Source organism: Promicromonospora sp. NPDC057488, assembly GCF_042802395.1.
In the GTDB taxonomy this organism is placed as follows: Bacteria; Actinomycetota; Actinomycetes; order Actinomycetales; family Cellulomonadaceae; genus Promicromonospora.
The window spans coordinates 1-16434 of the sequence record NZ_JBHVEG010000007.1; the positions used below are offsets into that span (position 1 = coordinate 1).

Genomic DNA, 16434 nt, shown 5'->3' on the forward strand with positions numbered 1-16434 from the left:
GTGCTCCGGCCCCACTGTTTGTCTGCCGTTCTACTTCGCCAGGGTTCTACCTCAGCCGGCCGGCGGTGCCGGGGGCACCGGCGGGGGCGGCGTCGAACCGCCCGGGCGTTGGCCGCGCTCGGACTCGGTGTCGAACGGGTCGCCCGACCGCGTGCCGGCGCTCGTCGCGTCGGCCGTGGCGGCCTCGGCCTGCCGCTGCGCCTCGGCGAGCGCCTCGGCGGGGTCCGGCAGCAGGGGCTCGTCCAGCACGGAGTCGATCGGCCCGCGCGGGCCGGTCGGGCCCTCGCCCGGCGGGGGCGGCGGGACGGCCGGGCCGGCACCGCCGCCGAAGCCGGAGGCGATGTTGCCCAGCGCGGCGGTGAACTCCGTGGGGATGACCCAGGTGGTGTTCGAGGTGCCGTTCGCGATCTGCGGCAGCGTCTGCAGGTACTGGTAGGCCAGCAGCTTCGGGTCGGCGTCACCGCGGTGGATGGCCTCGAAGACCTGGAGGATCGCGCGGGACTCACCCTCGGCGCGCAGGATCTGCGCCTGGGCGTCACCCTCGGCCTTCAGGATCTCGGACTGCTTCTGACCCTCGGCCGTGAGGATGGCGGACTGCTTGACACCCTCCGCGGTGAGGATCGCGGCACGCCGGTCACGCTCGGCGCGCATCTGCTGCTCCATGGAGCCCTGCACCGACGGCGGCGGGTCGATCGACTTGAGCTCGACGCGGTTGACGCGGATACCCCAGCGACCGGTCGCCTCGTCGAGCACGCCACGCAGCTGTCCGTTGATCTGGTCACGGCTGGTCAGCGTCTGCTCGAGGTCCATCGAGCCGATCACGTTACGCAGCGTGGTGACGGTGAGCTGCTCGATGGCGGTGATGTAGTTCGCGATCTCGTAGACCGCGGACTTGGCGTCCGTCACCTGGAAGTAGATGACGGTGTCGATCTCGACCACCAGGTTGTCGCTGGTGATCACGGGCTGGGGCGGGAACGAGACGACCTGCTCGCGCAGGTCCACACCGGCGCGGACACGGTCCACGAACGGCACCAGCACGTGCAGGCCCGGGTCGAGCGTCTTGGAGTACCGACCCAGGCGCTCGACCACGAGCGCCACCGACTGAGGAACGATCCGCACGGCGCGGATCACCGCGACGATACCGACGATCACGACCAGGGCAATGATCAGATAGAGCAGGACTTGCCCGAATGACTCCACGAGTTCTCCTTACGCGGGCACCTTGGCCCGCAGGCGGTTTGACGCTTCTGATGCGCACGAAACGCTTCTGACAGGACTGTCTGGGACAACACAAAAGGGGCGCCCAGGCGCCAGGCGGCTACGCCGGCTCGACGACGGCGGTGGCGCCGTCGATCTGGACCACACGAACGCTAGTGCCGGCGGGCAGCAGAGGCGACCCGGGCACGGAGCGCGCGCTCCAGACCTCTCCGCTCAGCTTGATCAGCCCCGACGCGGTGCTGACCTCCTGAACCACCGATGCCGTGCGACCCACGTTCGCCTCGGCGTTGGTGGGCGCCTTCGGCGTGTTGTTGCGCAGGTGCCGGATCAGCGTGGGCCGAAGCGTCACGAGCAGCACCACCGACGCCACGACGAACACGATGGCCTGCATCCACAGCGGGGCTCCCGCGCCGTTCGCGACGGCCGCGGCCAGCGCGCCGCCCGCGAACATGATGAAGACGAAGTCCAACGACAAGAGCTCGATCAGCGCGAAGATCAGCGCCGCCCCTACCCACCACAACCACGCCATGGGTTGCTCCCTCCGAGCGTCCACTCCGGTTGGCGACCGGTCGCCGTCGGAACCTCTCCGACGGCGGGCCCTCGCGGTGAAATTACCGCTACCTCGGACCTTTGCCCGGACTTTACCAAGGACCACTGACACAGCGGTAGTGAAATCGCCGTTTCAGAAGGTTTTCCCGGAGCCCCGGAAGATTCCGGGCCGGGGGTGACGGAATGACGCGGTCAGCGGGCGGCGCGAGCGAGCCAGCGACCGCCGCCGTGGGCCACGACCAGGGGCAGCCCGAAGGCCGCCGAGAGGTTGTCCGCGGTGAGGACCTCCTCGATCGGGCCGGCCGCCTGGATGCCCGCCTTCTTCATGAGCAGCAGGTGCGTGAAGCCCGGCGGGATCTCCTCGACGTGGTGCGTCACGTGGATCAGCACCGGGGAGGCCGGGTCGTCCGCGAGCGCGGACAGCGTGGCCACCAGCTCCTCGCGGCCGCCCAGGTCGAGGCCGGCGCCGGGCTCGTCGAGCAGCAGCAGCTCGGGGTCGGTCATGAGGGCCCGGGCGATCTGCACGCGCTTGCGCTCGCCCTCGGACAGGGTGCCGTAGGTGCGGTCGGCGAGGTGGTCGACGTCGAACGAGGCCAGCAGGTCCTTGGCCCGCTGCTCGTCGAGCTCGTCGTAGCTCTCGCGCCAGCGGCCGGTCACGCCGTAGGCAGCGGTCAGCACGACGTCGCGCACGGTCTCCGCCGTCGGCAGCCGCTCGGCGAGCGCCGCGCTGGCGATGCCGATGCGCGGGCGCAGCTCAAACACGTCGACCCGGCCGAGGGTCGCGTCCAGGATGTTCGCGGTGCCCGACGTCGGGTGCAGGCGCGCCGCGACGATCTGGAGCAGGGTCGTCTTGCCCGCGCCGTTGGGCCCGAGAACGATCCAGCGCTCTCCCTCGTTCACCTGCCAGTCCACGGAATCGAGGATGGTCGAGGTGCCGCGACGGACGGTGACGCCCGCAAGGTGGAGAACCGAGCTCATGGGCACCGACCCTACCTGAGAAGGTGTCATCTACAGTGCTGCGGTGGACATCGAACAGGACCTCCCCCGGAGCGTGCTGCTCGCCCTGTGGCTGCAGGGCATAGGCGACACCTCGGACGCCGTGAAGTCCGTGGTGGGCGACGACGAGCCGCACACCGTGGAGGGGCTGCCCGGCTTCGCCGACGGAACGGATCTCGACACCCTCTTCACGGCTTGGACGGAGGGGCCGCGCGAGGTGTGCGCGCTCCTCCCGGCGCCCGGTGACGCCTCGGGCGTCCCCGCGGCCGCCAACCACGACGCCACCGAGGCCGGTGAGTGCGTGGTGATCACGACGCCCGCCGGGAGCTGGGCCGCCGTGCCCAGGGTCCAGGCGTTCGGCAGCCACATCGAGCCCGGTCACCTGGTCGCGTGGCACGTGGTGGCGGTCCCGGAGTGGACCACGCTGGTGCTGGGCACCATCGGCTCGGTGGCCGACGCCGAGCGCGAGCTGCGCACGAGCCTCATGAGGGCCACGGAGGCCCTGGACCAGCTCGACGTCGCCCGCTGGCGCGACGACGCCGCCGACGCGATCGAGCGGATCCGCTCCGCCAGCACGTCGTCGTGGCCGGTGCCGCACCTCGACGGCCGGCGCGCCCGCGTGCTGGACCTCGCCAACCGGCTGCGCGCCATCGTCGCCCTGGGCACGGTGGACGACGGCGGCGCGGTCAACGTCTTCCAGGTCGACCAGCGCTCCACGGCGCTGCGCGAGGTGGACCGCACGGCGCGGCACGCGATGAGCGCGGCGACGTACGGCCGGGTGGCCTGACCGCTAGGCGCTCGCCAGCACCCGCCGGTAGACGTCCATGGTGCGGTCCGCGATGGCCGACCAGGCGAAGTGGTCCTCCGCCCGACGGCGGCCCGCGGCCCCCAGCGCCGCCGCACCCGCCGGGTCCGTGGCCACGCGGGTCAGCGCGGCGGCCAGGTCGGCCACGAACCGGTCGGGGTCGAGCGGGGTGCCGGTGCCGTCGTCGGACTGCTCGATCGGGACCAGCAGGCCGGTGATGCCGTCGTCGACCACCTCGGGGATGCCGCCCGTGGCCGTGCCGACCACGGGCAGGCCCACCGCCATGGCCTCCAGGTTCACGATGCCGAGCGGCTCGTAGACGCTCGGGCAGACGAACACGGTGCACGCGGCCAGCACGGCGATCAGGTCGGGCCGCGGCAGCATCTCCTCGATCCAGACGACGCCGGTGCGGGTCTCGCGCAGGCGCTCGACCAGGCCCCGCACCTCGGCCATGATCTCCGGGGTGTCGGGCGCCCCGGCGCACAGCACGAGCTGCACCTCCGGCGGCAGCTCTGCGGCCGCGCGCAGCAGGTACGGCAGGCCCTTCTGCCGCGTGATCCGGCCGACGAACACGACGGCGGGGCGGTCCGGGTCGATGCCGTGGCGGCGGACGGTCGCCTCCGCGGCGGCGCGGGCCTCGGCGTCGTCGGCGTCGGGACGCCGCCAGCCGGACAGGTCGATGCCGTTGTGCACCACGTGCACGCGCTCGGGGTCGAGCTCCGGGTAGACGCGCAGGATGTCGGCCCGCATGCCCGCCGAGACCGCGATGACCCCGGCGGCGCCCAGGTACGCGGTGCGCTCGGCCCACGAGGAGAGCGCGTAGCCGCCGCCGAGCTGCTCGGCCTTCCAGGGGCGCAGGGGCTCCAGCGAGTGCGCCGTGACGACGTGCGGCACGCCGTGCAGCAGGCCGCCCAGGTGTCCCGCCATGTTGGCGTACCAGGTGTGGGAGTGCAGCAGGTCGGCGCCCGCGACGTCGTCGGCCATCACGAGGTCGGTGCCCAGGGTGGCCAGGGCGGCGTTGGCGCCCGCGAGCGCCGTCGGCGTCGTGTAGCCGGTGATGCCGGAGGCCTCGGTCGCGGCGTCGCGCGGGCCGTCGAAGCAGCGCACGCGGACGTCGGCGTGCTGCCGCAGGACGGCGGCCAGCTCGGCGACGTGGACGCCCGCGCCGCCGTACACGTGCGGCGGGAACTCGCGGGTGAGCAGGTCCACGCGGAGCATGCCGGCCGGGCGCGGGGCGGGGGCCGCGTCGGGCGCGGCTGGCGCGTCGGGCTGGGGGGCGGGGCCGGGGGCGGCGGGAACGTCGGGCACGGTGCCAACCTAGCGTGCGCCAGGTCTCAGCGTGCCACCTGACGGAACCGCCGGAAAGGGCTTAATGTCACCGTATGGCCTCCGCCCCACGCGTCCTTGCGATCGTCCTCGCCGGCGGTGAGGGAAAGCGGCTGATGCCGCTGACCGCCGCCCGCGCCAAACCAGCAGTGCCCTTCGGCGGTATCTACCGCCTGGTCGACTTCGCGCTGTCGAACATCGTCAACTCGCGGTACCTGCACGTCGTCGTGCTGACGCAGTACAAGTCCCACTCCCTGGACCGCCACATCTCCAAGACCTGGCGCATGTCGCCGCTGCTGGGCAACTTCGTGGCACCGGTGCCGGCGCAGCAGCGCGTGGGCAAGCACTGGTACCTCGGCAGTGCCGACGCGATCTACCAGTGCCTCAACATCATCGACGACGAGCGGCCCGACATCGTGGTCGTGGTCGGTGCCGACCACGTCTACCGCATGGACTTCTCGCAGATGGTGGACGCGCACATCGAGTCCGGCGCGCGTGCCACGGTCGCCGCGATCCGGCAGCCGATCGACATGGCCGACCAGTTCGGCGTCATCGACGTGGACCCGGCCGACCCGTCGAAGATCCGGGAGTTCCTGGAGAAGCCGACCGAGCCCACGGGTCTGCCCGACTCCCCCGGCGAGATCCTCGCCTCGATGGGCAACTACGTGTTCGACGCCGACGCGCTGGTCGAGGCGGTCACCAAGGACGCGGCCAACCCCGACTCGCGGCACGACATGGGCGGCGACATCATCCCGGCGTTCGTGGCCGAGGGCGAGGCGGGCGTCTACGACTTCATCCGCAACGACGTGCCCGGCTCCACCGAGCGCGACCGCGGCTACTGGCGCGACGTCGGGACGATCGACTCGTTCTACGACGCGCACACCGACCTGATCGCGGTGCACCCGGTCTTCAACCTCTACAACATGGAGTGGCCGCTGTACACGGGCTACACGGGGCTGCCGCCGGCCAAGTTCGTGCACGCGGGCCCGGGCCGGATGGGGCACGCGGCGGAGTCGATCGTGTCGCCGGGCGTGCTCATCTCGGGCGCGCAGGCGGCGGGGTCGGTGCTGTCCCCCGGCGTGCACCTGCACTCGTGGTCGAACGTGTCCAACTCGGTGCTGATGGACGACGTCCAGGTGCACCGCTACGCGCACGTGCACCGCGCGATCGTGGACAAGAACGTGATCATCAACGAGCGGGCGCGCATCGGCGTCGACCACGACGAGGACCGCGCGCGCGGCTTCACGGTCACGGAGTCGGGGCTCGTGGTGGTCCCGAAGGGCACGATCGTCGACTGACGCCGGCCCGCCGGCTGCGGCCGCGGCTGCGGCCGGCCCCGCGGCGCCCACCGTCGGGGGTGCCCCACTCCGCGCCCCCAGCGCGCCACTACTCCTACGTTCGTGCCCCTGAGGCCCGGGGCGCGCCCCGCCAGTGCGCAGTGCGTGGACGGGGCCGCGCCGCTGCGCGGCGCTCCGGCACACTGGGTCCCGTGAAGCGACTCATCGTGTCCGACGCCGACTCCACGTTCTTTCGCCAGGAGGTCATCGAGCTCATCGCCGAGCACGCGGGCACCCGCGACGAGGTGGCCGCCGTGACCGAGCGCGCGATGCGGGGCGAGCTCGACTTCGCCGGATCGCTGCGCGAGCGCGTGGCGACCCTGGCCGGCGTGCCCGTCGAGGCGCTGGACAAGGTCCGCGCCGCGGTGGAGCTGATGCCGGGCGCCCGCGAGCTCGTGGCCGAGTGCCAGGCGCGCGGCTGGGCGTTCGGGCTGGTCTCGGGCGGGTTCGAGGAGATCGCCGTCCCGATCGCGCGCAAGCTGGGGATCGAGCTCGTGCGGGCCAACCGGCTGGAGGTCGCCGACGGCGTGCTGACCGGCCGCACCGTGGGCCCCGTCATCGACCGGGCCGCGAAGGCCGCGACGCTCCGCGAGTGGGCGGCGCAGGCCGGTGTGCCGCTGGAGCAGACCGTCGCGGTGGGCGACGGCGCGAACGACCTCGACATGATCGGCCTGGCCGGCGTCGGGGTGGCGTTCAACGCCAAGCCGCTCGTGCGCGAGCAGGCCCCGTATGTGATCGAGGACCGCCTCGACAACCTGCTGGCCCTGCTCTGACGGACCTGTCAGACGCGAACGGACGTGTCAGACCCTCAGGTCCCTCGAGGGACCTGTACGTCTGACACGTCCGTCGTCGTCTGACACACAGAGCCGTCAGGCCGGGCGCGTGACCTCGGTCAGGCGGGCCGTCTTGCGGTCCCAGTCCGCCCAGGCCAGGTCGGCCTCCAGCACCGAGTAGGTCGCCGTCGGGACGCCGACGCGCACCTGCGCGAGAGCGCCGTCCTCCGAGCCCGGCCCGGCCAGGAGCTCGGCCGTGCCCGCCATCGCGGGCTCGTGACCGATCACCAGCACGGTGCGGGCCGCGGGGTCCAGCTCACGCACCAGCGCCAGGACGCCGCGCGGCATGGCACCCAGCAGGTCGTCGGTGTAGGACACCGACGGCTCCCCCAGGTGCTTGCGCACGAGGTCCCAGGTCTGCCGCGTCCGCAACGCCCCGGAGACGAGGACGGCGTCGGGCACGAGGCCGGACGCGACCAGCGCCGCCCCGACCTTCCCTGCCTGGTCCCGGCCACGCAAGGCGAGGGGCCGCGACTCGTCGGGAAGTTCCGACGCCGGCTCCGCCTTCGCGTGCCGGAGCAACACCAGACGCCGTGACGGCGTCGTGGTGGGCTCCGTGCCCGACGCTCTGCCCATCAGTGCCTCCTGCCCATCTATTGGCCCATGGCGTGCACGCCGCCGTCGACGTGCACGATCTCGCCTGTCGTCGCCGGGAACCAGTCGGACAGCAGGGCGGCGACGGCGCGCGCGGCCGGCTCTGCGGTGGTCTGGTCCCAGCCGAGGGGGGCTCGCGTCGGCCAGGCGTCCTCCATCGTCGCGAAGCCCGGGATGGACTTGGCGGCGGTGGTCCGGATGGGCCCAGCCGAGACGAGGTTGCAGCGGATTCCTTCAGGGCCGAGGTCGCGCGCCAGGTAGCGGTTCGCGGACTCCAGACCGGCCTTGGCCACACCCATCCAGTCGTAGACGGGCCAGGCGAACTGCGCGTCGAACGTGAGGCCGACGACGGCACCGCCGTCGGTCATCAGCGGCTTGGCGGCCACCGCGAGCGACTTGTACGAGAACGTCGAGACGTGCAGCGCGGTGGCGACGTCCTCCCAGGTGCCCGAGAGGAAGTTGCCGCCCATGACGGACTGCGGCGCGAACCCGATCGAGTGCACGACGCCGTCGAGCCGCTCGAAGCCCTCCGCGCGCACGGCGTCGGCCAGTGCGTCGAGGTCCTCCTGGCTGGTGACGTCCAGCTCCACGACCGGCGCCTCGACGGGGAGACGCTTGGCGAAGGCCTGGGTCAGCTTCATCTGCCGTCCGAAGGACGAGAGCACGACCTCCGCGCCCTCCTCCTGGGCGAGCCGGGCGGCGTGGAATGCGATCGACGAGTCCGTCAGCACGCCCGTGACGAGCAGCTTCTTACCTTCGAGGAGACCCATGTTGTCCTTCCGATCAGGCGCAGGCGTGCCGGAGCAACCCCTGTGCTGGGTGCGAGCGTAATGCGGATTGCAGCGTGGAACGAAACTCCGCGCCGTGTCACGCGCGGGGAATGTTGGATATGTACCGACGAAACCGCTGGTGGCGGCGTCAGACTACGGGTCAGTGACCCATCCCGAGACCGCCGTCGACGGGGATGAGGGCACCCGAGACGTAGCCGGCGGCGTCGGAGGCGACGAACGAGACGACGGCGGCGACCTCGTCCGGCGTGGCGAAGCGGCCCGCGGGGATCGACTTCAGGTAGCCGTTGCGCACGTCGTCGGACAGCGCGGCCGTCATGTCGGTCTCGACGTAGCCGGGCGCGACGACGTTCGCGGTGATGCCGCGCGAGCCCAGCTCGCGGGTGATCGAGCGGGCCATGCCCACCAGGGCCGCCTTCGAGGCGGCGTAGTTGACCTGGCCGGGGCCGCCGGACGTGCCGACGATCGAGCCGAGCAGCACGATGCGGCCCTTGCGGGCGCGGATCATGCCCTTGGAGGCGCGGCGGACGCAGCGGAACGTGCCCTTGAGGTTCACGTCGATGACGGTCTCGAACTCCTCGTCGCTCATGCGCATGAGGAGCTGGTCCTTGGTCACGCCGGCATTGGCGACGAGCACCTCGACCGGGCCCAGGTCGGCCTCGATCGCGGAGAACGCGGCGTCGACGGCCCCGGTGTCCGTGACGTCCGCCACGTAGGGCTCGACGCCCTTGGGCAGGTCCCCGCCGCGGTAGATCGTGGCGACGCGGTCGCCGTCGGCGACGAAGCGCTCGGCGATGGCGCGGCCGATGCCGCGTGCGGCACCCGTCACGACGACGACACGGCCGGTCGGACCTGCGGCAATGCTCTGGGTGGCGGGCGTGGTGGTCACCTGAGGCTCCTCGATGCTGGGCTTTCGCAAGGGGCCGCGCAAGGCTGGGGGCCGCGGCCGGGACCTGGGTCGATCCGGGTCCGCTGCGACGCTACCCCGCGCGTCGGACGCGCGCCGCGCGCGCCGGGCCACAGGGATCCACCGGACCTTGTCGGTTTCCTACAACAACCTCTTGTACGTCCAGCATGCACCACATCGTGTGAGGTATGCCGGAGTCGTGTCCGGCGAGGTCCGGCGCACGTAGACTGGCAGCATGAGCGAGCCGGTTCCTTCCATCACCTCGGCCCCCGAGCCGCTGGCGGTGGACCAGGCGCGCCGCACGCGCAGCTACCTCATCCAGATGTCCATCCGCGTGGTCTGCATCATCGGCGCCGTGCTGGTCGACGGCTGGGTGCGCTGGGCCCTGGTGGCGGCCGCGGTGGTGCTGCCGTACTCGGCGGTGCTCGTCGCCAACGCCGGCCGCGACCACACGACGCACGACACCTCCCCCGTCACGCCGCAGGCGGCCCCGATGCTGGAGGAGCTGCCCGAGGAGGCGCCCCCGGTCGCGCACGAGGCCAGGCCGGCCGGGTCGCAGGACGACCGTCCGGACGACGAGGGCACCCACGACGGGACCGGACGGCTGAGCCCTGGCTCGGGCCGCGTGATCAACCACGTGGACGACTGATGGACGTGCTGGGACTGACGGGCGGGACGCCCGACGCCGTTCCCGACGGCGAGCTGATCTGCAGCGCCAAGGGCTGCCGCGAGCAGGCCGCGTGGGGCCTGCTCTGGAACAACCCGAAGCTGCACACCCCGCAGCGGCGCAAGGTGTGGCTCGCCTGCGACGAGCACCGCGAGCACCTCGAGCAGTTCCTGGGCGCCCGGTCCTTCTGGAAGCAGACCGTCCCGGTCGCGGAGCTGGAAAGGGTCTCGTGAGCCAGACGCCCGTGGCCGAACGCTCCCCGGCGCCCGACGACGCGCGCGGTCCACGCACCACCCGCCAGTGGGTGATCCTGGCGGTGGCCGCCGTGGTGCTGGCCGCGCTGTGCCTGGTCGCCGGACGCTGGCAGTGGAACCGGTACGAGTCCCGCGAGGCCGAGATCGACCTCATCGAGAACAACTGGTCGGCGCCCGCGGTGCCCGTGGACGAGATCCTGCCCGGGCCAGGCGCGGTGGTGCCGGACTCCGACGTCTGGCGCCCGGTCGAGCTGGAGGGCCACTACGTCGCGGACGCGACCGTGCTGCTGCGCAACCGGCCCGTCGCGGGCCGCAACGGGTACCACGTGCTGGTGCCGTTCGAGACGCGCCTGCCGGACGGCCAGGAGATCGTGCTGGTCGTCAACCGCGGCACCGTGCCGCTCGGGCGCGACGCGCGGGGGCCGGACGCCGTCCCGGACGCCCCCTCGGGCGACGTGACCGTCGTGGTGTCGCTGCGCGCCGACGAGCCGCCGTCCGACCGTGGCGCACAGCCCGGCCAGGTGCAGGCGATCTCGACGGCCCAGGTGCTCGCCGCCGGGCCCGACGGCGCCGGGTGGGCCGAGGGGCGCACCGTCGGCGCGTACGGCGCGCTGCGGTCGGAGCAGCCCGCTCCCGACATCGCGCTGGCGACCCTGCCCAAGCCGGACACCGACCCGGGCTCGCACCTCTCCTACGCGTTCCAGTGGGCCATCTTCGCGCTCGGCGCCGTGGGCGGGTACATCGTGCTCTGGCGCCGCGAGCGCGGGGCGCTGCGCGGGGAGAACGTGTCGGCGGGCGACCTACTGCTGGCCTCCGGCGAGGCATCCGACGGCGAAGGGGTCCGCGCGCGCAAGGCGCCCAAGGAGCGCCGGCGCAGCGCCGAGGACGAGGAAGACGCGCTGATCGAGTCGCAGCTGCGCTGAGCCGCGGTCACCCGTTGGTCGAGCCTGTCGAGACCTCGTGGTGCCTCCGGGTAGACGTCCCGCGGAGTAGTGGCTTCCCCGGCGTCCGGGAGTCTCGACAAGCTCGACCAGCGGTAGGTCGGCTCTGGCTCAGGCCAGGGAGACGAGCTCCTGGTAGCTGTCGTTCCAGAGGTCCTCGTCGCCATCGGGCAGCAGGAGCACGCGCTCCGGCTCGAGCGCCTCGACGGCGCCGTCGTCGTGGGTCACCATGACGACCGCGCCCTCGTACGTCTTGAGCGCCCCGAGGATCTCGGCGCGGGACGCCGGGTCGAGGTTGTTGGTGGGCTCGTCGAGGAGCAGCACGTTGGCGCCGGAGACGACGATCGTCGCCAGCGCGAGCCGCGTCTTCTCACCGCCGGACAGCACGTGCGCGGGCTTCTCGGCGTCGTCCCCGCTGAACAGGAACGAACCGAGCACCGAGCGCACCTGGGTGTCGGTGAGGTCCGGCGCGGCGTGCCGCAGGTTCTCCACGACGGTCGCGTCCATGTCGAGCGTGTCGTGCTCCTGGGCGTAGTAGCCGAGCTTGAGGCCGTGGCCGGGCTCGACCTCGCCGGTGTCCGGGTCCTCGACGCCCGCGAGGATGCGCAGCAGCGTCGTCTTGCCCGCGCCGTTGAAGCCGAGGATCACGACGCGGGACCCGCGGTCGATCGCCAGGTCGACCCCGGCGAACACCTCCTGCGACCCGTACGCCTTGGACAGCCCGCTCGCGGTCAGCGGAGTGCGCCCGCAGGGCGCCGGCGTCGGGAAGCGGAGCTTGGCCACGCGGTCGGCGGCGCGCTCGTTCTCCAGGCCGCCGAGCATCTTCTCGGCGCGCTTGATCATGTTCTGGGCGGCGGTCGCCTTGGTCGCCTTGGCGCGCATCTTCTCGGCCTGGGCGAGCAGGGTGCCGGCCTTCTTCTCCGCGTTCGCCCGCTCGCGCCGACGACGCCGCTCGTCCGTCTCCCGCTGCTCCAGGTACGTGTCCCAGCCCATGTTGTACTGGTCGAGCTCGCCCCGGTTCGCGTCCAGGTGGAACACCTTGTTCACGGTGGCACGCAGCAGGTCGACGTCGTGGCTGATCACGATGAACCCGCCGTTGTACGCCTTGAGGTAGTCGCGCAGCCAGATGATCGAGTCGGCGTCGAGGTGGTTGGTGGGCTCGTCCAGCAGCAGCGTCTCGACGCCGCTGAACAGGATGCGCGCCAGCTCGATCCGGCGGCGCTGACCGCCCGAGAGGGTGCTCAGCGGCTGGCCCAGCACGCGCTCGTCCAGGCCGAGGTTCGCCGTGATGATCTGCGCCTCGGACTCGGCGGCGTACCCGCCGGCGGCGAGGAACCGCGCCTCCAGCTTGGGGTACCGGTCCAGGGCGGCCGCCTGCGTGTCCGGGTCGGCCGACGCCATCTCGCCCTCGGTCGCGCGCATCTGCGCGATCACGCGGTCGAGGTTGCGCGCGGAGAGCACGCGGTCCATCGCGACGACCTCGAGGTCACCCGTGCGCGGGTCCTGCGGCAGGTAGCCGATATCCGTGCCGCGCACGATCTGCCCGCCCGTGGGCTGGGTCTCCCCCGCGAGGGTCTTGGTCAGCGTGGTCTTGCCGGCGCCGTTACGGCCCACCAGGCCGATCCGGTCGCCCGAGGCGACCCGGAAGGTGGCCTCGCTCAGCAGCACGCGCGCGCCGACGCGCAGCTCGACGCCATGGGCAGTGATCACGCAGGTTTTTCCTCACGGTCAGGGGGTGGTCGTACGACAGGGATCGGCCCACGGCGGCGGGGGCCGGTCCAGTCTAGGGGGTGCGGGTCCGGCATCGGGCGGGTCGCGACGAATGTCACCATGGGGCCCATGCCCTCTTCACGCGCCGACGCCGCCGGCTGGCAGCCCGGCGATGTCCGCGAGGCGGCCGGCGGACTGTTCGCCCTGGCCCTCGCCACGTTCGTCGCCGTGACCACCGAGCTGGTGCCGGTGGGCCTGCTCCCGCTGATCAGCGACGACCTCGCCGTCTCGGAGTCCGTCGCGGGCCTCCTGGTCACGGCGTACGCGTTCATGGTGGCGGCGCTCGCCCTGCCGCTGACGTCCGCGACGCGGAGGCTGCCGCGCAAGACGCTGCTGCTCGGCACCCTGGCCGTCTACACGGCGAGCAACGTGATCGTCGCGCTGGCCCCCACGTTCGCCGTCGTCGCCGCGGCCCGTTCCCTGGGCGGGGCCGCCCACGCCGTCTTCTTCTCCGTGAGCATCGGGTACGCCTCTCGGCTGGTGCGCCCGCATCTCGCGGGGCGGGCGCTGGCGCTCGTCACCCTGGGCGCGTCGGCCGGATTCATCCTCGGCGTCCCGCTGTCGACGTCTCTGGGCACCGCCGTCGGCTGGCGCAACGCGTTCCTCGTCCTGACGGGTGTGTGCGTCGTCGCGGGCGTGCTCACGGCCCTGCTGCTGCCGTCCGTCCCGGGCGGCGGCGCGCCCCCGGACGACGCCGCCCGCGGCGCCCGGCGGACCGCGCTCGCCCAGGTCAGCGTGGCGAACGCCCTGGCCTATCTGGGGCACTTCACGGTCTACACCTACGTCTCGGTGCTGCTCCTGGCCGCCGGGCTGGCCACCGCCGCGCTCGGCCCGGCCCTGCTGCTGATCGGCGCGCTGGGACTCGTCGGGGCGGCGTACGCCGCGGCGCGACTGGACGTGCGGCCGCGGCAGACCACGGTCGTCACGCTGTCGGTCGTCGCGGGCGGCGTCCTCGCCCTGGGCGTCCTGTTCCCGGCGACCGTGGGCACACTCGCTGCGGCGGCCGTCTGGAGCATCGGCTTCGGCGCCGTCGCCGCCGTCTTCCAGACCGCGGCGATCCGGACGCGCGGCGCCTCGCCCGACGTCGTCGGGGCGCTGGTCAACGCCACCGCGAACATCGGCATCGGCGGCGGCGCGGCGCTCGGGGCGCTCGTGCTCGGCGTCGGCGGCGCCGCCGCGCTGCCGTACACGGGCGCGGTGCTCGTCGTGGCCGCGCTGGTCGTGGTGCTCGTGGCGCGGCGGGCGTTCCCGGCCGGCGCCGGGTGATCACTTCACCCTCAGAACGCGCGCACCTGGCAACGCGGACGTAACGTCCGCCCCATGGGCCCTGAGACGACCAGCGTTCCGGTCACCGTCGCCGACGCGCTGCCGCACCTGCGCGCAGGCAGGCTGACGGGCGGTGACGACCTCACGATGAACCGGCCGGCGAAGCACCTGATCGACCGGCGGCGCACGTACTTCCGGCAGCACGCGGCGGCCGTGCTGCGCGGCCGGCTGACCGGCAGCCCTGACGAGCACCACCGCGGGATGCGGCACCGGATCACCGGCGCCCGCGCCGCCGCGGGCGAGCTCTGGGAGCTCGCCGCCCGGCGCCCCACCTGGCGCGTCCTCCAGTCCGTCCAGTCCGACGGCGGCGCCCTGGAGCTCGACCAGCTCGTGCTCGGGCCGGGCGGCGTGTTCACGATCCACACGATCTACCGCCCCACGCACGACGTCACCGCCGAGGCCGCGTGGAACGAGGCGCGCCGCACCCAGGAGATCCTGGGCGCGGCCACGCGCGTACCGATCACCGTGCAGCCCGTGATCGTGTTCGTCCGCACCAAGGAGCCCCGCGTCGAGGGCTCGCGCGAGGGCGTGGAGGTGCTCACCACGCGCGAGCTCGTGCCGTGGCTCGAGCGCCGCAGGCCGGTGCTCACGGACCGCGAGCTGGAGATCGTCCACCTCGCGGCCCGCGACCGGCGCACCTGGGTGCGCTGAGCGCTCAGAGCGCGACGCGCGGCACCCGCCGCCGGGCCGCCTCCGCCAGCCGGTCGCCCAGCTCCGCGAGCGGCACCGAGGCCCTGACGCCCGACGCCGGGTCGGTCACCGCGAGCTCGCCCGACGCCGCCTCCCGCGCGCCGATGACGCCCAGCAGCGCGTCGCGGCGCCGTCGGGCCAGCCGGATCCGGTTGCCGAGCGACCCGTCGCGCTCGACGCGGACGCGCAGGCCGCGGGACCGCAGGTCCGCGGCGAGCTCGTCGGCGAGCGGCTCGACGACGGGGTCGGTGTCGGAGTCGCCGTCGGCGGGGGTGCCGCCGGCCGAGCCCCGGACGGGGAGCAGGCAGACCTGCACGGGCGCGAGCCAGAACGGGAGCCGCCCGCCGTGCCGCTCCAGGAGGAACGCGACCATCCGTTCCATGGCCCCGACGGTGCCGCGGTGGATCATCACGACCCGCTCCCGCTCGCCCGAGGCGGCGACGTAGGTCAGGTCGAAGCGTTCGGGCTGGTTGAAGTCGAGCTGCACGGTCGCGAGGGTCTCCTCGTGGCCGCGGGCGTCGAGCACCTGCACGTCGATCTTGGGGCCGTAGAACGCCGCCTCGCCCGCCTCGGCGTGCCAGGGCAGCCCGGCGGGCGACGCCACGTCGTCGAGCACGGTGCGCAGCGCCTCCTCGGCCTCGGCCCACTGCCCGGGCTCGCCGAGCCACTTGTCGGACCCGTCGCGGCCGGACAGGCGCAGGTAGGACACCTCGATGCCTAGGGTGTCGAGCACCTCCAGCACGGCGACGACGGCGGTGCGCACCTCGGCGCCGACCTGGTCGGGACGGCAGAAGACGTGCGCGTCGTCCAGGTTGATCTGCCGCACCCGGCTCAGGCCGGACAGCACCCCGGACCGCTCGGCGCGGAACATGGGCGCGAGCTCCGAGTAGCGCACGGGCAGGTCGCGGTAGGAGCGCGGCTCGGACGCGTAGATCTGCGCGTGGTGCGGGCAGTTGGCCGGGCGCAGCACGAGGGGGTCGGCGTCGCCGTCGGGGCCGTCGCCGAGCGACATCGGCGGGAACATGTCGTCGGCGAACTTGGCCCAGTGCCCCGACCGCTCGAAGAGCGAGCGCTTGCCGAGCACGGGCGAGTACACGGGCTCGCAGCCGGTGCGCAGCGCGACCTCACGCGCGTACTGCTCCAGCTCGTACCGGACGGCGGCGCCGGCGGGCAGCCACAGCGGCAGGCCGGGGCCGACGAGCGGGCTGGTGTCGAAGATCCGCATGTCGCGGCCGAGGTCGCGATGGTCGAGGACGGCGGGCTGTCCCGCCGGGGCCTGCTGGTTCGGTGCATGGACGTCCATGGGTCACTCCTTGGGTGGAGGAGCCGCCCGGTTGCCGCCGTCGTGCATGACAAAGGCCCCGGAGCGAGCTCCGGGGCCTGGTTGCTGGGTGCAGCGTCAGCGCGCGCCGGAGGGGTCCGGCGTCGTCGTG

At 72.9% G+C, this 16434-nt stretch carries 17 protein-coding genes; 8 read left to right on the plus strand and 9 right to left on the minus strand.

Annotation, left to right across the window (positions count from 1 at the left end; translation table 11 throughout):
* Positions 1 to 51 precede the first annotated feature (51 nt).
* From ACFU5G_RS02570 to ACFU5G_RS02580, 3 genes are all read right to left on the minus strand, one after another.
* Complete coding sequence (locus ACFU5G_RS02570) at positions 52 to 1200, minus strand: SPFH domain-containing protein (RefSeq protein WP_020013100.1); 1149 nt, start codon at positions 1198 to 1200, stop codon at positions 52 to 54.
* A 118-nt stretch (positions 1201 to 1318) separates the two neighbouring features.
* On the minus strand, positions 1319 to 1747 hold the full coding sequence (locus ACFU5G_RS02575; protein ID WP_020013101.1) for an NfeD family protein: 429 nt from the start codon (positions 1745 to 1747) through the stop codon (positions 1319 to 1321).
* A gap of 212 nt (positions 1748 to 1959) precedes the next feature.
* A complete protein-coding gene (locus ACFU5G_RS02580; RefSeq protein WP_036968929.1) occupies positions 1960 to 2745 on the minus strand; it encodes an ABC transporter ATP-binding protein in 786 nt (261 codons plus the stop codon).
* A 43-nt stretch (positions 2746 to 2788) separates the two neighbouring features.
* Here ACFU5G_RS02580 and ACFU5G_RS02585 point away from each other — a divergent pair, with 43 nt between their 5' ends.
* On the plus strand, positions 2789 to 3550 hold the full coding sequence (locus tag ACFU5G_RS02585) for a hypothetical protein (RefSeq protein ID WP_377240488.1): 762 nt from the start codon (positions 2789 to 2791) through the stop codon (positions 3548 to 3550).
* Positions 3551 to 3553: 3 nt separating this feature from the next.
* Here the strand turns inward: ACFU5G_RS02585 and glgA are convergent, their stop codons facing one another.
* Complete coding sequence (gene glgA, locus ACFU5G_RS02590; protein WP_377240616.1) at positions 3554 to 4786, minus strand: glycogen synthase; 1233 nt, start codon at positions 4784 to 4786, stop codon at positions 3554 to 3556.
* 164 nt (positions 4787 to 4950) lie between these two features.
* On the opposite strand from glgA, the gene glgC reads away from it, so the two are divergent.
* Both glgC and serB read left to right on the plus strand, forming a co-directional pair.
* Positions 4951 to 6192 carry a glucose-1-phosphate adenylyltransferase gene (glgC, locus tag ACFU5G_RS02595; RefSeq protein WP_377240490.1) on the plus strand — a complete coding sequence of 414 codons (1242 nt, stop codon included), beginning with the start codon at positions 4951 to 4953 and terminating at the stop codon, positions 6190 to 6192.
* Positions 6193 to 6383: 191 nt separating this feature from the next.
* A complete protein-coding gene (gene serB / locus ACFU5G_RS02600) occupies positions 6384 to 7004 on the plus strand; it encodes a phosphoserine phosphatase SerB (RefSeq protein WP_377240492.1) in 621 nt (206 codons plus the stop codon).
* A gap of 96 nt (positions 7005 to 7100) precedes the next feature.
* Here the strand turns inward: serB and ACFU5G_RS02605 are convergent, their stop codons facing one another.
* From ACFU5G_RS02605 to fabG, 3 genes are all read right to left on the minus strand, one after another.
* Positions 7101 to 7640 carry a SixA phosphatase family protein gene (locus ACFU5G_RS02605; RefSeq protein ID WP_377240494.1) on the minus strand — a complete coding sequence of 180 codons (540 nt, stop codon included), beginning with the start codon at positions 7638 to 7640 and terminating at the stop codon, positions 7101 to 7103.
* Between the two features lie 17 nt (positions 7641 to 7657).
* Positions 7658 to 8428, minus strand: coding sequence for an enoyl-ACP reductase FabI (gene fabI, locus ACFU5G_RS02610; protein ID WP_377240496.1), 771 nt, complete (start codon positions 8426 to 8428; stop codon positions 7658 to 7660).
* A gap of 160 nt (positions 8429 to 8588) precedes the next feature.
* Positions 8589 to 9335: a 3-oxoacyl-ACP reductase FabG gene (gene fabG / locus ACFU5G_RS02615; RefSeq protein WP_377240498.1), complete on the minus strand. Its 747-nt coding sequence runs from the start codon at positions 9333 to 9335 to the stop codon at positions 8589 to 8591.
* Positions 9336 to 9588: 253 nt separating this feature from the next.
* Here fabG and ACFU5G_RS02620 point away from each other — a divergent pair, with 253 nt between their 5' ends.
* The 3 genes from ACFU5G_RS02620 to ACFU5G_RS02630 are packed head-to-tail and all read left to right on the plus strand — an operon-like array spanning position 9589 to position 11197.
* Positions 9589 to 10002: a DUF3099 domain-containing protein gene (locus ACFU5G_RS02620; protein WP_377240500.1), complete on the plus strand. Its 414-nt coding sequence runs from the start codon at positions 9589 to 9591 to the stop codon at positions 10000 to 10002.
* Entirely contained in the window at positions 10002 to 10253 is a 252-nt protein-coding gene (locus ACFU5G_RS02625) for a hypothetical protein (RefSeq protein WP_020013111.1), read from the plus strand. The genes ACFU5G_RS02620 and ACFU5G_RS02625 overlap by 1 nt, the downstream gene beginning before the upstream one ends.
* Positions 10250 to 11197 carry an SURF1 family protein gene (locus tag ACFU5G_RS02630; protein ID WP_377240502.1) on the plus strand — a complete coding sequence of 316 codons (948 nt, stop codon included), beginning with the start codon at positions 10250 to 10252 and terminating at the stop codon, positions 11195 to 11197. The genes ACFU5G_RS02625 and ACFU5G_RS02630 overlap by 4 nt, the downstream gene beginning before the upstream one ends.
* Positions 11198 to 11326: 129 nt before the next feature.
* Here ACFU5G_RS02630 and ACFU5G_RS02635 read toward each other — a convergent pair whose 3' ends face one another.
* Entirely contained in the window at positions 11327 to 12925 is a 1599-nt protein-coding gene (locus ACFU5G_RS02635) for an ABC-F family ATP-binding cassette domain-containing protein (RefSeq protein ID WP_377240504.1), read from the minus strand.
* 129 nt (positions 12926 to 13054) lie between these two features.
* Here ACFU5G_RS02635 and ACFU5G_RS02640 point away from each other — a divergent pair, with 129 nt between their 5' ends.
* Positions 13055 to 14251: an MFS transporter gene (locus ACFU5G_RS02640; protein WP_377240506.1), complete on the plus strand. Its 1197-nt coding sequence runs from the start codon at positions 13055 to 13057 to the stop codon at positions 14249 to 14251.
* Positions 14252 to 14305: 54 nt separating this feature from the next.
* The gene (locus ACFU5G_RS02645) at positions 14306 to 14962 is read left to right on the plus strand and encodes a hypothetical protein (protein ID WP_377240508.1); all 657 of its coding nucleotides are present in this window, start codon (positions 14306 to 14308) and stop codon (positions 14960 to 14962) included.
* A 4-nt stretch (positions 14963 to 14966) separates the two neighbouring features.
* Here ACFU5G_RS02645 and ACFU5G_RS02650 read toward each other — a convergent pair whose 3' ends face one another.
* Positions 14967 to 16304 carry an aminoacyl--tRNA ligase-related protein gene (locus tag ACFU5G_RS02650; protein ID WP_377240510.1) on the minus strand — a complete coding sequence of 446 codons (1338 nt, stop codon included), beginning with the start codon at positions 16302 to 16304 and terminating at the stop codon, positions 14967 to 14969.
* Positions 16305 to 16434 lie beyond the last annotated feature (130 nt).

Excerpts from the sequence above, each read along its gene's own strand:
- ACFU5G_RS02575 (WP_020013101.1), bottom strand. The coding sequence starts at position 1,747 with ATGGCGTGGTTGTGGTGGGTAGGGGCGGCGCTGATCTTCGCGCTGATC.
- ACFU5G_RS02580 (WP_036968929.1), bottom strand. The coding sequence starts at position 2,745 with ATGAGCTCGGTTCTCCACCTTGCGGGCGTCACCGTCCGTCGCGGCACC.
- glgA (WP_377240616.1), bottom strand. The coding sequence starts at position 4,786 with ATGCTCCGCGTGGACCTGCTCACCCGCGAGTTCCCGCCGCACGTGTAC.
- glgC (WP_377240490.1), top strand. The coding sequence starts at position 4,951 with ATGGCCTCCGCCCCACGCGTCCTTGCGATCGTCCTCGCCGGCGGTGAG.
- ACFU5G_RS02605 (WP_377240494.1), bottom strand. The coding sequence starts at position 7,640 with ATGGGCAGAGCGTCGGGCACGGAGCCCACCACGACGCCGTCACGGCGT.
- fabI (WP_377240496.1), bottom strand. The coding sequence starts at position 8,428 with ATGGGTCTCCTCGAAGGTAAGAAGCTGCTCGTCACGGGCGTGCTGACG.
- ACFU5G_RS02620 (WP_377240500.1), top strand. The coding sequence starts at position 9,589 with ATGAGCGAGCCGGTTCCTTCCATCACCTCGGCCCCCGAGCCGCTGGCG.
- ACFU5G_RS02625 (WP_020013111.1), top strand. The coding sequence starts at position 10,002 with ATGGACGTGCTGGGACTGACGGGCGGGACGCCCGACGCCGTTCCCGAC.
- ACFU5G_RS02640 (WP_377240506.1), top strand. The coding sequence starts at position 13,055 with ATGCCCTCTTCACGCGCCGACGCCGCCGGCTGGCAGCCCGGCGATGTC.
- ACFU5G_RS02645 (WP_377240508.1), top strand. The coding sequence starts at position 14,306 with ATGGGCCCTGAGACGACCAGCGTTCCGGTCACCGTCGCCGACGCGCTG.
- ACFU5G_RS02650 (WP_377240510.1), bottom strand. The coding sequence starts at position 16,304 with ATGGACGTCCATGCACCGAACCAGCAGGCCCCGGCGGGACAGCCCGCC.